At 62.6% G+C, this 13,963-nt stretch carries 15 protein-coding genes; 7 read left to right on the top strand and 8 right to left on the bottom strand.

Going from position 1 to position 13,963, the window contains the following annotated elements; genetic code table 11:
• Positions 1 to 31: 31 nt before the first annotated feature.
• Positions 32 to 1,555, bottom strand: coding sequence for a histidine--tRNA ligase (gene hisS, locus HJC04_RS17225; RefSeq protein ID WP_221146706.1), 1,524 nt, complete (start codon positions 1,553 to 1,555; stop codon positions 32 to 34).
• Positions 1,556 to 1,684: 129 nt separating this feature from the next.
• Here hisS and HJC04_RS17230 point away from each other — a divergent pair, with 129 nt between their 5' ends.
• The 3 genes from HJC04_RS17230 to HJC04_RS17240 all read left to right on the top strand — a co-directional run bounded on the left by HJC04_RS17230 (position 1,685) and on the right by HJC04_RS17240 (position 3,308).
• On the top strand, positions 1,685 to 2,449 hold the full coding sequence (locus HJC04_RS17230) for a hypothetical protein (protein ID WP_221146707.1): 765 nt from the start codon (positions 1,685 to 1,687) through the stop codon (positions 2,447 to 2,449).
• Positions 2,450 to 2,510: 61 nt separating this feature from the next.
• Complete coding sequence (locus HJC04_RS17235; RefSeq protein ID WP_221146708.1) at positions 2,511 to 2,873, top strand: hypothetical protein; 363 nt, start codon at positions 2,511 to 2,513, stop codon at positions 2,871 to 2,873.
• A 75-nt stretch (positions 2,874 to 2,948) separates the two neighbouring features.
• On the top strand, positions 2,949 to 3,308 hold the full coding sequence (locus HJC04_RS17240; RefSeq protein WP_210629048.1) for a DUF305 domain-containing protein: 360 nt from the start codon (positions 2,949 to 2,951) through the stop codon (positions 3,306 to 3,308).
• 64 nt (positions 3,309 to 3,372) lie between these two features.
• On the opposite strand, the gene HJC04_RS17245 is transcribed toward HJC04_RS17240, so the two are convergent.
• On the bottom strand, positions 3,373 to 4,422 hold the full coding sequence (locus tag HJC04_RS17245) for an aldo/keto reductase (protein WP_210629049.1): 1,050 nt from the start codon (positions 4,420 to 4,422) through the stop codon (positions 3,373 to 3,375).
• A gap of 255 nt (positions 4,423 to 4,677) precedes the next feature.
• Here HJC04_RS17245 and HJC04_RS17250 point away from each other — a divergent pair, with 255 nt between their 5' ends.
• Positions 4,678 to 5,382 (top strand): HAD family hydrolase, encoded by a 705-nt coding sequence (locus tag HJC04_RS17250; RefSeq protein ID WP_210629050.1) that lies wholly within the window; start codon positions 4,678 to 4,680, stop codon positions 5,380 to 5,382.
• 30 nt (positions 5,383 to 5,412) lie between these two features.
• Here HJC04_RS17250 and HJC04_RS17255 read toward each other — a convergent pair whose 3' ends face one another.
• Together HJC04_RS17255 and HJC04_RS17260 are read right to left on the bottom strand one after the other, a co-directional pair.
• Positions 5,413 to 5,913, bottom strand: a complete 501-nt coding sequence (locus HJC04_RS17255; protein ID WP_210629051.1) for a hypothetical protein — start codon at positions 5,911 to 5,913, stop codon at positions 5,413 to 5,415.
• Positions 5,910 to 6,539, bottom strand: a complete 630-nt coding sequence (locus HJC04_RS17260) for a DNA-3-methyladenine glycosylase I (protein WP_210629052.1) — start codon at positions 6,537 to 6,539, stop codon at positions 5,910 to 5,912. The genes HJC04_RS17255 and HJC04_RS17260 overlap by 4 nt, the downstream gene beginning before the upstream one ends.
• 246 nt (positions 6,540 to 6,785) lie before the next feature.
• On the opposite strand from HJC04_RS17260, the gene HJC04_RS17265 reads away from it, so the two are divergent.
• The 3 genes from HJC04_RS17265 (at position 6,786) to HJC04_RS17275 (ending at position 9,257) form a co-directional block, all read left to right on the top strand.
• Entirely contained in the window at positions 6,786 to 7,532 is a 747-nt protein-coding gene (locus HJC04_RS17265; protein ID WP_210629053.1) for a L,D-transpeptidase, read from the top strand.
• Positions 7,533 to 7,767: 235 nt separating this feature from the next.
• Positions 7,768 to 8,460, top strand: coding sequence for a L,D-transpeptidase (locus HJC04_RS17270; protein WP_221146709.1), 693 nt, complete (start codon positions 7,768 to 7,770; stop codon positions 8,458 to 8,460).
• A gap of 122 nt (positions 8,461 to 8,582) precedes the next feature.
• Positions 8,583 to 9,257 carry an outer membrane protein gene (locus tag HJC04_RS17275; RefSeq protein WP_210629055.1) on the top strand — a complete coding sequence of 225 codons (675 nt, stop codon included), beginning with the start codon at positions 8,583 to 8,585 and terminating at the stop codon, positions 9,255 to 9,257.
• Between the two features lie 23 nt (positions 9,258 to 9,280).
• Here HJC04_RS17275 and HJC04_RS17280 read toward each other — a convergent pair whose 3' ends face one another.
• The 4 genes from HJC04_RS17280 to HJC04_RS17295 form a co-directional block, all read right to left on the bottom strand.
• Positions 9,281 to 9,718, bottom strand: coding sequence for a hypothetical protein (locus HJC04_RS17280; RefSeq protein ID WP_210629056.1), 438 nt, complete (start codon positions 9,716 to 9,718; stop codon positions 9,281 to 9,283).
• 43 nt (positions 9,719 to 9,761) lie between these two features.
• Complete coding sequence (glcF, locus tag HJC04_RS17285; protein WP_221146710.1) at positions 9,762 to 11,072, bottom strand: glycolate oxidase subunit GlcF; 1,311 nt, start codon at positions 11,070 to 11,072, stop codon at positions 9,762 to 9,764.
• 238 nt (positions 11,073 to 11,310) lie between these two features.
• Positions 11,311 to 12,510, bottom strand: coding sequence for an FAD-binding protein (locus HJC04_RS17290; RefSeq protein WP_210629058.1), 1,200 nt, complete (start codon positions 12,508 to 12,510; stop codon positions 11,311 to 11,313).
• Positions 12,507 to 13,946 (bottom strand): FAD-linked oxidase C-terminal domain-containing protein, encoded by a 1,440-nt coding sequence (locus HJC04_RS17295; RefSeq protein ID WP_210629059.1) that lies wholly within the window; start codon positions 13,944 to 13,946, stop codon positions 12,507 to 12,509. The genes HJC04_RS17290 and HJC04_RS17295 overlap by 4 nt, the downstream gene beginning before the upstream one ends.
• Positions 13,947 to 13,963: the final 17 nt, after the last annotated feature.

The raw sequence follows: 13,963 nt of genomic DNA on the forward strand, positions 1-13,963 counted from the left end.
CGAAGGGCGTGCCGGAAGGCACGTATATGTCTCAGACATCACCGCCAGCCCTCTTTCGATCCTCCGCCTGCGCGGCAAGGATTTCCCTCACCTTGGCGACGAGATCGGCTTCCATAACCGTCTCCTGCGCCACGCGGGCTTCGCGCCAGCTGGCATTGTCCTCGATCTCGCCGGAAAGGCGCTTGCCCTCGATCAGATCCTTGATCTGCACGACGCCTTCAGCGCGCTCGTCGCCGCCCTGGATGATGGCGATGGGGCAGCCGCGGCGGTCGGCATATTTCAGCTGGTTGCCAAATTTCTTCCAGTTGCCCTGGAACATCTCGGCGCGAATACCGGCGGCGCGCAATTGCTGCGTCATCTTCTGGTAGCGGCCCATCGCCTCGACATCGCCGTCCATGACGGTGACCAGCACCGGCTCGATCACTTCGCTGGCGCCAAGCTTGCCGAGGTTCTTCAGCGCCGTCATCAGCCTGGAGACGCCGATCGAAAAGCCGGTTGCCGGAACCGGCTGGCCCATGAAGCGGGAGACGAGGCCGTCATAACGACCACCGCCGCCGACCGAGCCGAAAACGACCTTGTCGCCCTTCTCGTTGGTGACGTCGAAGAGAAGCTCGGCCTCATAGACCGGGCCGGTATAATATTCGAGGCCGCGCACGACGGAAGGGTCGATCTTGATTCGATCGGAGCCGTAGCCGGCGCTCGTGACGAGCGCACCGATGAAATTCAGCTCCTCGACGCCTTCGCCGCCCTTCGACGTTCCGGCGACGAGTCCGGCGAGGCGTGCGGCGCTTTCGACGTAATCCTTGATGCCGACGAAGAACAGAACCTTGTCGATCTGTTCCTGGTTGAGCCCGGCGCCCTTGGTGAAATCGCCGGATTCATCCTTGCGGCCGGGACCGAGGAGTAGCGAGACGCCTTCCGGGCCGAACTTGTCGAGCTTGTCGATGGCGCGCAGCACGTTGAGGCGCTGGCCGGCCTTGTCGCCGCCGCCGAGGCCGATCGCCTCCAAGACCCCATCCAGAACCTTGCGGTTGTTGACGCGGATGACATAGTCACCGCGCTTGATGCCGAGGGCTTCGAGCGTATCGGCCATCATCATGCACATTTCGGCATCGGCCTGAACGCCAGGCGCGCCGACGGTATCGGCGTCAAACTGCATGAACTGGCGGAAACGGCCGGGGCCCGGCTTCTCGTTGCGGAAGACGTAGCCGGCGCGATAGGTGCGGTAGGGCAGCTGGATCTCGTTGAAATTTTCAGCGACATGGCGGGCAAGCGGCGCCGTCAGGTCGTAACGCAGCGACATCCATTGCTCGTCGTCGTCCTGCAGCGAGAAGACGCCCTCGTTCGGCCGGTCGCTATCGGGCAGGAACTTGCCGAGCGCATCGGTATATTCGAACAGCGGCGTTTCGACAGGATCGAAACCATAATGCTCATAGACTTCCCGGATCTTTGCCGTCATCTCGTTGACGGCGCGGATATCGTCGGCCGTCCGGTCGACGAAGCCGCGCGGCAGGCGGGCCTTGAGCTTTTGCGGTTTCTTCTGCTTGTCGTTCATTTCCGGGAATTCCGCTGACTGTGACAGTGGCGGTGTCCTAGCGGATTGGGCGGGGAGCGGCAAGGGCGGAGGGCCTTGATGGCGCTGCCAGAATCGATTGAACGATGAGGCATTGTTCAGAATGCGGATATGATCATGATCACCGAGGCGCTCCTCTATGCCGCGACATTGCCACTGACCGGCAAGCGCCATCGGAAGTTCATCCGCAATTCCGTCAATCTCTGGTCGCGGGCCGGACGTTGCGCCGGGGATTGGGCCGACCACGAAGAGAAGAGCCGCAACGCAATCCGTGCAGCAGCGGCCGGCCTCAGGCAGAGGCGGACCGCCGTCGTGCTCGGCTCCGGCCTGTTGCGGGATGTGCCGATCGATGAGCTGGCACGCGATTTCGACACCGTCGTGCTCGTCGATCTCATTCATCTCGCCTCGGTGCGGCTGTGGCTTGCGGCCAAGGGCTATCGCAACGTCCGGCTGATCGAGCGCGATCTCTCCGGCTACGACGATTTCGCCGCCGGTCAGGAGCCCGAACCGCTCGCCTTCCTGCGTGGCGTGCCCTATCTCGATTTCGTGGTTTCCGCCAATCTCTTGTCCCAGATCGGCCGCGGCGTGAAGCGACGCCATGAGGCCGAGGCGGCCGGTCGAATGCCGGAAGACACTGTGGAGAGGCTGGTCGCTGCGCATCTCAGCGGCCTTTCGGGACTTTCCTGCCGGCATTGCCTCGTGACCGACATCGCCTATGCCGTCATCGACCGCAACGGCAAAACACATGAGGAGGCCGACCTGCTGCACGGCGTCACCCCGCCGCCGGCGAAAGCGATCTGGACATGGCCGGTCGCTCCGCTCGGCGAAGAGAGCAGGAATTACCGGATCGAACACAAGGTCATTGCCGGCTGGTGATCCGGATGGGGCCGTCGGGCAGCACTTGGCGTGCAGCAGGCATTCACCTATATGAAACACCATGCGCATGATCGCCCTCATCACAATGTTTCTCGGCTGGCTGGTCTACGGCGCCATGTCCGCATGGGCTGGCTGTCCGACATGCGCGTCGATGAATGCGCCGGCCGCCGGCGGCAGCATGCACCATGAAATGGCTGGCATGCCGATGCCGAAAGAAGCAGGCAAGGCCGGTTCCTTGAAAGACCCTTGCGCCAGCGGAAACTTCGCGCATATGCCGCTTTGCGCCGCCTGTCTTATGCTGCCGGCGGCAGTGATGACCGTGGCGGGCGGAAAATCCAATTTCGGCTATCCGGCGCCGCCGCTTGCCCGCGCCCTTGATGACAACAGGCCTGCTCCACAGGCACCGCCTCCCCGACTGGTCTGATACCCGCATTTTCCATGCAGATGGGCGGCTTCGGCTGCCCGGGAACTCTATTGTCAGACAGAGGAAGGAACTCTCATGTCTTTGAAAATCATCGCCCTTACCGCCATGCTTGCCGCTTTTGCCGCACCCGCTTTCGCCGAAGACAAGCCCATGGATATGAGCGAGCCAATGGGCAACCACGACGCGGCCAGCCACGCCTTCAGCGAGGCGAACGACAAAATGCACAAGAATATGATGATCAAGTATAGCGGCGACGCCGACGTCGATTTCGTCCACGGCATGATTCCGCACCATCAGGGCGCGATCGACATGGCCAAGGTCGAGCTCCAATACGGCAAGGATCCCGAAATCCGCAAGCTCGCCGAAGCGGTGATCAAGGCGCAGGAGGCCGAGATCGCGGAAATGAACGCCTGGTTGAAGGCCCACGGCAAGTAGTCAGCCGTTGCTGAAGGGGAACGCCCGATAGGACAGGCGTTCCCCGGACCTTAGAGTGGTGAGGTCAGTCCTTCGGCTCGAAGTCGGCCGGGCGGCGACCGGCGCCTTGTCGCGACAGCATCCAGCCCGGATATTCTGGGGCAAGTGCGCTCACCTCGTCGAGCCTCTGCATATCACCTTCGTCGAGTTTCAGCCGGACGGCGGCAAGGTTCTGGTCGAGCTGATCGACACGCTTGGCGCCGATGATGACCGAGGTGACGAAAGGCTTGGCGAGGATATAGGCGAGCGCGACGGTCGCGACGCCGACACCATGCTTCTCGGCGATCTCGCGCATGACGGCGACGCAGGCCCAAGCCCTGTCCCTGTCGACCGGCGGGAAATCGAAACTGGCGCGGCGGCCTTCGCCATTGCCAGGCGCGCCCGGACCATATTTGCCGGAGAGCAGGCCGCCGGCGAGCGGCGACCAAACCATCAGGCCGAGCTTTTCCTCCTGCATCATCGGCACGATGTCCCGTTCGAGATCGCGGCCGGCGATGGAATAATAGGCCTGCACCGTCTCGAAACGGGCAAAGCCGCGGCGTTCGGAGACACCGAGCGCCTTGGAAATACGCCAGGCCTGCCAGTTGGAAACACCGATATAACGAACGAGGCCGCGCGAAACGAGATCGTCGAAGGCGCGCAGCGTTTCCTCGATCGGCGTCACCGTATCGGTCGCGTGGATCTGATAGAGGTCGATATGATCGGTCTGCAGGCGCTTGAGGCTCGCCTCGACCGAATCCATGATATGGCCGCGCGAGGCGCCGCGGTCGTTCGGCTTGTCGCCCATGATGCCATAGACCTTGGTGGCGATGACGACGTCCTTGCGCGGCACATCCAGGTTCTTCAGCGCCTGGCCGAGCAGCCTTTCGGATTCGCCGGATGAATAGACATCGGCCGTGTCGATGAAATTGACGCCTGCTGCCAGCGAGCGCTCGACGATCCGGTCGGCGGCATTCTGGTCGACATCGGCGATGGCGCCCCACATGCTACCTTCTTTGGCGTCGCCGAAGGTCATCGTGCCCAGGCAGATTTCCGAGACGAAAAGTCCGGTATTTCCGAGTTGATTGTAACGCATGGTCGAAAAAATCCTTTGTGTCTGCCGCAAGAGGGACTTGCGAACGGAAGAACTTCATCTTTTGATTATTGGCCTGCGCGCGACAGGCACAGCCGTGGCTGGCTGCTGGGTGAGGCCCATTCGATGTAGTGCGACGGCGACGCTTTTCAACGCCAAGCCTTGTCGCATCGGAGGCTGACGCCCTTGTCTCGACATAGCCCTTGTCTCGACACAGGCGGCCGATAGATTGACGGCCATAATTGAAGAGGTGCGCATGTGACGACGCGAGCACTGACGACGATCGGCTTCGATGCCGACGACACGCTTTGGCAGAACGAACAACATTACCGACTGACCGAGGCCTATTTTACTGAGCTTCTTGCCGATTTCGCTGAAGGCCCGAAGATTTCCGAGCGGCTGCTGGAAGCCGAGAAACGCAATCTTCGCCATTACGGCTTCGGCATCAAGGGCTTCACGCTGTCGATGATCGAGACGGCGATCGAGATCACCGAGGGCAAAGTGCCGGCGAGCGTCATCGCCAAGATCCTCGATACCGGCCGCGACCTTCTCAGCCATCCGGTCGAGATCATGCCGCATGCGCGCGACACGTTGGAGGCGCTTGCCGGCAAATATCTGCTTGTCGTAATCACCAAGGGCGATCTCTTCGACCAGGAGCGCAAGCTTGCCCAATCCGGGCTCGGCGACTTCTTCGATGCCGTCGAGATCGTATCCGACAAGACGGCCGTCACCTATCGCCGCATCTTCGCCAAGGTCGGAGACGGGCCGGAGCGGGCAATGATGGTCGGCAATTCGCTGAAATCGGATATCGTGCCGGCGATCGCAGCCGGCAGTTACGGCGTTTTCGTGCCGCACGAACTCACCTGGGTGCTGGAACATGTGGACGAGCCGAGAGAAGCGCCGCGCTTCCGAAAGATTGGCCATCTCGGCGAATTGCGCGAGCTGATCGATGGGCTCGCATAGCGGGCCCAGGCGACACGCATTAAGCCAGCCTCATTTCGCCTTGGGAGGCGCCTTCGGAAACAGCGAGGGCGAGTCCGGCTCAGCCGGCGGATGCTGCGGGGCGGCGGTCAGCGGCTCGATGAGGATGCTGAAGGGGGCCCCGAGGCCGCGGCGCGGCGAGACCTTGGAGTAGTAGGGACGCAGCAGCCAGGTGGTGTTTTCCTTCACCGTCGTCTGAAAGCTCATGCCGTCCTCATCGGTGCCGAAGAAAGCTTCGTCGTCGGGTTTCGACAGGTCGAAGATCGCCAGGAAGGCGAACTTGCTCTTGGTGGAAAAATCGATCTTCACGTGCTGACCGGCGCGCACCGGCAGCGTGTAGACGTGGCCGCTGCCGAATTTCGTCCATCCCTTGAGCTGCATGGTGACGGCCGGAAACTGCAGCTTCTCCAGTTTCTCACCGGGATCGAGCTGCGGCGTCTGCGCCGCGGCAAAGGCCGGCAAGAACAACAGGGCAAGGGCGGCGATCGATATTTTCACGGACAGATCTTTCATGGTCGAACCAGGACGGCGCGCATCGCCTCCACCTCGGGCCGACAGAAGCAGCCCTCCAGATGATCGTTGACGAGGCCCATCGCCTGCATGAAGGCATAAACTGTGGTCGGGCCGACAAAGGTCCAGCCGCGTTTCTTCAGATCCTTCGAAATGACCACCGATGTCGGCGTCGTCGGATTGGCGACGATGTGCTCACGGTCGACCACAACAGGCCGCTCATTGTGGCCGGGTTCGTAGCGCCAGAAATAACGGGCGAGCGAGCCGAATTCGTCCCGAAGCTCGATGGCGCGCCCGGCGTTGTTGATCGTGGAAACGATCTTGCCGCGATGACGGATAATGCCGGCATCAGCCAGGCAGCGGGCCACATCCTTCTCACCGAAGAGGGCAACCTTCTCGAAATCGAAGCCGGCGAAGGCGGCGCGGAAATTCTCCCGCTTGCGCAGGATGGTCAGCCAGGAAAGACCGGATTGGAAACCTTCAAGGCAGATCTTCTCGAACAGGCGAATATCGTCCGTGACGGGGCGGCCCCATTCCTCGTCGTGATACTTGAGATAGTCCGGCAGGTTGGCGTGCCAGTGGCAGCGGCTCCTGCCGTCCTCGCCGATGATGATGCCAGTCGTGCTCATGTCCGCTTCATTCTCCGGGATCCGCGTCGTTCTCCGGTCATGATTCCGGCTTTACCATTTGCAAACCGTCTTTCCAAACCGATCGGTAACCCTGACGAAAAGTTTATTCGGCCGGTCGGTCTTTCATGGATCGATCTTTACCATTCGCTGGCGGATGGAGTGGCAGCGTCTTTGCGAGCGGAACATCTCCGCCAGGCGGACCCATCCCGCCAGTCCATTTTCGGTCATTTGTAGAGAGTTCGTCCGATGATGAAACACCTTTTTCTTGCCTCAGTCTTCTGCGGCATCTTCTCCACGGCCGCCATTGCAGACGACCGCTACGCCACCCGCCCGCCTATTATCCTCAGCCCCGATCTGACCGCACCTTGGATCAATCAGCTCGGCGGCAAGGTCCGGCCGGTCGTCTATCAGCGCCCGGTCGTCCAGCCGCAGCAGCGCGGCCTCTTCCAGCGCCGCGTCACCCGCCAGGCGCAGCAGCCGGCCCCTCAGACGGTTTCGGCGATCAATCCCGGCATACCGGCAATCCGCCACCCAATCGAGCCGCAATATCTGCCGCAGATGGTCGATTACGACACCACGGAAAAGCCTGGAACCATCGTCATCGATACCAACAACCGCTTTCTCTATCTCGTCATGAACGGCGGCAAGGCACGGCGCTACGGCGTGGGTGTCGGCAAGCCGGGCTTCGAATGGGCCGGCGTCCACAAGATCACCCGCAAGACGGAATGGCCGGATTGGACGCCGCCTTCCGAAATGATCAGCCGCGAGGCCGCCAAGGGCCACTATCTGCCGGCGCGCATGGACGGCGGCCTGGAAAATCCGCTCGGCGCGCGCGCCATGTATCTCGGCTCGACGCTCTACCGCATCCATGGCACCAATGCGCCCTGGTCGATCGGCAGCGCCGTTTCTTCCGGCTGTATCCGCCTGCGCAACGAGGACGTCGTCGATCTCTACGACCGCGTCAACGTCGGAACCCGCGTCATCGTCATGTAACGGCGCACGCAAAAGCTGGAGCACCAGCAAGAGTGTGCAGTGGTTTTGCGTTGAGAATTCAGTAAAAACAAAGAGATGGAGCATTTTCGTGTTTCGGAGAAATACGGAAATGCTCTATGAAGCCGCTAGGACAGGTGGCTCCACTCGTCAAAATGGCTTTATCCGGCCATGTCGATCTTGAATCGGGCAGAAGATCATGTAGCTTCGGGCGGACTTGCTTGAGGGGAATCGACTAATGATCAAAGTGATGCCGGGACTGGCCGCGGCCGGACTTGTCCTGTCCTTGATTTCTACATCAGCCATCGCCGCGCCTGCCGGCCCGGCTTCCGACAATGCACGGCATCCGGCGCAGATCATGCGCGTGGCGCAGATGCCGAAATATGTAAAGCCGCAATTCAAGCGCAAGAAAGTGCGCCTGGTGACGACGGAAGTGGCCGGCACTGTCATCATCGATACCAATAACAAATATCTCTACCTGGTCGAAGGCAACAACCGCGCGACCCGCTACGGCATCGGCGTCGGCCGCGACGGCTTCGGCTGGTCGGGCATCGTCAAGATCGGCCGCAAGGCCGAATGGCCGGCCTGGACGCCGCCGGCCGAAATGCGCCGCCGCGAAGCTGCCAAGGGTCACATCATCCCCGCTTACCAGGAAGGCGGCGAGGACAATCCGCTCGGCGCCCGCGCCATGTATCTCTACCAGGGTGGCCGCGACACCATCTTCCGCATCCACGGCACCAACCAGCCCTGGACGATCGGCCTCAATATGTCTTCCGGCTGTATCCGCATGATGAACGAGGACGTGATGCATCTTTACGATCGTGCGCCTGTCGGCACCAAGGTGATCGTCATCGGCCCCGGCAACAAGCAGGGCAATGTGGCTTTCGAGGACAGGGGTATCGACGTGCTGCGCACCATGTTCGGCGGCTGAGCAACACTTGTCAAAAAACGAGGGCGCTTTTTAGAGGCGCCTTTTATTTCTCTTGGACTTTGCGGCGGAAAGCTGGCAGACGTGCCTAGGAGTGGACATATTTGCAATATCGGGGCTATTCAATGACATATGCGCTGCGTTCTTCCGCTTCCCTGCTTGCGGGCATCGCGTTTTTCACATTCTGTTCGGCAGCATCCGCCTCGGCGGAAGATCTGCAGTTCTCCATTTACGGCGGTTACCAGACCGCGCCGCACAGCGGCGTCGATCTTTCCGACGGCACGCATTTCACCGCCGGCTGGGAAGGCAAGTCCTTCGGCGCGCCGCCCTATTACGGCGGCCGCGTCACCTGGTGGCTGGAGAATTTCAACAAGCCGAACTGGGGTATCTCGCTCGATTACACCCATGACAAGGTCTATGCCGACGACGACACGCTCGCCAAGGCCGGCTGGTCGCATTTCGAATTCACCGACGGTCTGAACCTGCTGACGGTGAACGGGCTCTACCGCTTCCAGGATCCGAGCCGCCGCTGGACGCCTTATCTCGGCGCCGGCATCGGCGTGAACATTCCGCATGTCGAGGTGATTCGTCCCGAGGGCAAGACCTGGGCCTACGAATTCGGCGGCGTGACGCTGCAGGCCCAGGCCGGCGTCGATTTCAAGGTGACCGACCGCTGGTCGACCTTTGTCGAATACAAGGGCACCTATTCGCGCGTCGACGTTCCGATCGACAGCGGCGTTGACCTGAAGACCAACATCTTCACCAACGCCGTCAACGTCGGCGTCTCGTTCCACTGGTAATGAATTGAATTTCGGCTGCGGCGCTATTTCGTGCCGCAGCTGACCTTGCCCTCGGCAGCATAAGGTTTGCTGCCGCCTTCGATGGTCAGGGAATAGGTGCCGCTGAAATTCGACGCCGGCTTGCCACGGACGCCGGCGACCACCACCAGATCCAGCGTTGCGCCGCCAGTATCGTCACCGCCGCCGTCGAAGACCTCCAGAAGCAGTTCGCCATCGCGCGACCAGTGATTGCTCAGATGCTGCGATTCGAACAGACGTTTGGCAAAGGTCGCTTGCGCGGGATCCTTGACAACAAGCGCACCGCGGAAATGGTTGAGCCTATGGCCGGCATCGCTTGCGAAACCGCTTTCAAGGGTGAAGCGCGCCTGCGCGTCATCGGCGGAACAGAATAGGCGGCTGTCGGCATGGGCCGCGCCTGCCGCACCGAGCAGTCCCGCAAGTACAATCATTCCCCGCCACATTGCCCAACCTCCCGGGAGCGGCCCGAATGGGCCCGCATTCCCGTCAGCCTAACGGCAAACCGGTTAATTTTTCCGGCATAGCGCCGCCATAGGCCCAGTCGAGAAGCTCGACCGTATGCAGGATCGGGATCTCGGTGCCGGCGGCGATCTGGGTGATGCAGCCGATATTGCCGGTGGCGATGATGTTGGCCTTGGTGGCCTCGATGTTTTTGACCTTGCGTGCCTTCAGCGCCGCCGAAATCTCCGGCTGCATGATGTTGTAGGTGCCGGCCGAGCCGCAGCAGAGATGGCCTTCGGCCGGATCGCGCACGGTAAAGCCCGCCGCCTTCAGCAGTTGCTTCGGCGCAAGGGTGATGCGCTGGCCGTGCTGCATCGAGCAGGCGGAATGATAAGCGACCGTGATGCCCCTCGGCATATGGGCCGGCAGGTCGAGGGTCGCCAGATATTCGGTAATGTCCTTTGCCAGCGCCGAGACTCTGGCCGCCTTTGCGGCATAGGCGGGGTCGAGGCGCAGCATGTGACCGTAATCCTTGATCGTCGTGCCGCAGCCCGATGCGGTGATGAGGATCGCATCGAGGCCATGGCTGTCGATCTCGCGCGTCCAGATATCGACATTGGTGCGGGCGCTTGCGAGCGCCTGTTCGGCCCGGCCAATATGGTGGACCAGCGATCCGCAGCAGACCTCGCCTTCCGGCGCCACGACCTCGATGCCGAGCCGTGTCAGCAGCCGGATCGCCGCCGCGTTGATGCCGGGATCGAGCACCGGCTGGGCGCAGCCGGTGAGAATCGCCACCCGGCCGCGCCGCCCCGCCTCGGGCCGATGGATGCCGGGTTTTGAAAAGTCTGAAGCCGCCGGGATGCGGCGCGGCGCAAGCGCCAGCATGGCGGCAAAGGGCTTCAGCGCTGCCCCCCGCATCAGGCCGGCAAAGGGGCGGCCGAGACGGGCGAGATGGAGCGCCAGCCGGAAACGGCCGGGATAGGGCAGTACGGTCGCGAGAATGGCGCGCGTCAGCCGGTTCGTGAACGGCCGTCTGTAAGTCTTTTCGATATGGGCGCGGGCGTGATCGACCAGATGCATATAGTCGACGCCAGAGGGACAGGTGGTGACGCAGGCAAGGCAGGAGAGACAGCGGTCGATATGGGTGACGACCTCGGCATCGGCGGGGCGGCCGTTTTCCAGCATGTCCTTGATCAGGTAGATCCGCCCGCGCGGGCTGTCGAGCTCGTTGCCGAGCGTCACATAGGTGGGACAGGTGGCAGTGCAGAAGCCGCAATGGACGCACTTGCGCAGGATCTTTTCGGATTCGGCGACATGGGGGTCGGCGAGTTGCGATGGGGTGAAGTTGGTTTGCATCTAGCGGGACCTCCGCTTTGGGGGCGCTGTGCCTGGGGCACCCCCCTCTGTCCTGCCGGACATCTCCCCCACAAGGGGGGAGATCAGATGGGCGCAACGGTTTCCCCAAACAGCCACCGTGGAATTACTTCGATACGGCAGAGAGGGACCGGTGATCCAACCTCTTGCCAATCTCCCCTCTTGTGAGGGAGATGTCCGGCAGGACAGAGGGGGGTGGACCACGCGCAAACTCATCTTCTCACCCCATCTTCCCCGGATTGAAGATCCCCGCCGGATCGAACTTCTCCTTCACCCGCCGCGACAGCATCGCCACTGCCTCCGGCTCCGGATGGAAGGCCGCCGTTGCCGCCCTCGCCGCGTCCGAAGCACGGATCAGCGTCGCATGGCCGCCACCGAGCACCTTGATGAAGCGGCGGACCAGATCTGCTTCGGGGTCCGCCTCCATCCTCATCCAGACGAGACCGCCCTGCCAGTCGTAGAAGGCGTCGACGCCGGCTTCTAGACGAAGGGCCGCGACCAGCTGGTGGCCGGCTCCCGGCGCGACCGAGACGCGCCAGACCGGCCGCGTCGTACCGTCGGCATAGGGTAATACATCACGGATTTCTCGCCAGAGCCTCTGGCTTTCCGGCTCATCCAGCCGCGTCACCGTGGCAAAGGCCGACATCGCCGCCGCAAGCTTTTCCATGCGCACGCCGACCGAACCGGCCAGGCCCTCAACGCGCAGAACCGTCGCCTCGCCCTCGGGCAATTTGCCGGCAAGGAATTTCCAGGTCACCGTCAGCGGCAGATGGGCGGCACTGGAGACCTCGACCGGCAGCGCCATCGCCGCCGCCATGGCATTGGCCGCTTCGGCATCGTTGAGGCCGGAGAGAACCAGCGTCTGTTCCGTCTTCGGGCGCGGCGGCACGCGGAAGGTCAGTTCGGTGAGAAAACCCAGCGTTCCATGCGAGCCGGCGATCAGCTTGACGAGATCGAGGCCGGTGACGTTCTTCATCACCCGGCCGCCGGCCTTGATGATCTCGCCCCTGCCGTTGACGAAGCGCACACCGAGCAGGCTGTCGCGGGCCGCTCCGGCAACGAGGCGGCGCGGGCCGGAAACATTGGCGGCGAAGACGCCGCCGATCGTCGGCTCGCCCGACCTGCGCATGATTGGGCGATGATCCATTGGCTCGAAGGCAAGCATCTGGCCGCCTTCGGACAGTGCCGCCTCGACCTCGGCAAGCGGCGTACCCGAGCGGACCGTCATGACCATCTCGCCGGGATTGTAGGCGATGATACCGGAAAGCCTGGTCGATCGCAGCCGGTCTTCTGATGCAACGGCATTGCCGAAACCGGAGCGCGTATCACCGCCACAGACAGCGAGCGGCCGGTTCGTCTCCGCATGTGCGAGGACGATCGCCGCCGCCTGTTCCTCGCTTGTCGGCATCAGATCGATCATGCGGCAGGGCGCCCTTCGAGCGGGAAGACCTTCGACGGGTTGAGGAGCCAGCCCGGATCGAAGGCGGCGCGCACCGCCATCTGCTGGGCGAGATCGGCCTCCGAATATTGATGGCGCATCAGGTCGCGCTTTTCGATGCCGACGCCATGCTCGCCGGTGAGGCAGCCGCCGGCATCGACGCAGAGCTTGAGGATATCGTTGCCGGCGGCTTCTGCGCGGGCGGCATCCTCGGGGTCGTTGGCATTGAAGAGGATCAGCGGATGCATGTTGCCGTCGCCGGCATGAAAGACGTTGGCGACCCGCAGGCCGTAGTGATCGACGATCTCGGCAGTTCTCTTCAGCACATGGGAAAGCTGGCTGAGCGGCACGGTGCCGTCCATGCAGATATAGTCGGCGATGCGGCCGGTGGCGCCGAAGGCGGATTTGCGCCCCTTCCAGATCAGCGCCGCCTCGGTGGCCGACTGGCATTCGCGCACGGTCTTCACAGCATGGCGGCGGGCGATCTCGACGATGTCTTTGAGGGTGGCGTCCATTTCGGCGTCCGAACCCTCGACCTCGACGATCAGCAGTGCCCCGACATCGAGGGGATAGCCGGCATGGGCGAAGGCCTCGCAGATCTCGATCGCCGGCTTGTCCATGAACTCGATGGCAACCGGGATGATTCCGGCGGCGATGACATCGGCAACGCAGGCGCCGGCCTCTTCCGAGCTTTCGAAGCCGAAGAGCACCGGACGGGCGCCTTCCGGCTTGGCGATCAGCCGCACGGTCGCCTCGGTGACGATGCCGAGCTGGCCTTCGTGGCCGCAGACGAGGCCGAGCAGGTCGTAACCGGCCGCGTCCAGCGCCTTGCCGCCGAGTTCGATCACCGTGCCGTCGACCAGCACCATTCTGACGCCGAGCAGATTGTTGGTGGTGACGCCATATTTCAGGCAGTGGGCGCCGCCGGAATTCATGCCGATATTGCCGCCAATCGTGCAGGCGAGCTGCGAACTCGGATCAGGCGCGTAGAAAAAGCCGTCGGCCGAGACGGATTCGGAGATGTTGAGATTGGTGACACCCGCCTGAACCACGGCGACACGGTTCGGCAGATCGATTTCGAGAATGCTGTTCATCTTCGACAGGCCGAGCACAACGGCATCCTCCTGCGGAATGGCGCCGCCGGAAAGCGAGGTGCCGGCGCCGCGCGGCACCACGGGAATGCCGTAGCGTTGGCAATAGCGCATGACGGCCGCCACCTCGGCCGTGGTGCGCGGCAGGGCGACGGCAAGCGGCAGGCGGCGATAGGACACGAAGGCGTCTGTCTCGAACGGCACAAGTTCGCGCGCCTCATGAACCAGGCATTCCGGTTGCAGAAGATCGGCGAGATCGGCAACGATCCGGGCGCGGCGCGCCAGCACATCGGCGCGCGGGGCGAGAAACGGAATGGCGTCGGACATGATGTCCTCCCTGACCC

It is taken from the genome of Rhizobium sp. NLR8a (genome assembly GCF_019685235.1).
GTDB lineage: Bacteria > Pseudomonadota > Alphaproteobacteria > Rhizobiales > Rhizobiaceae > Rhizobium.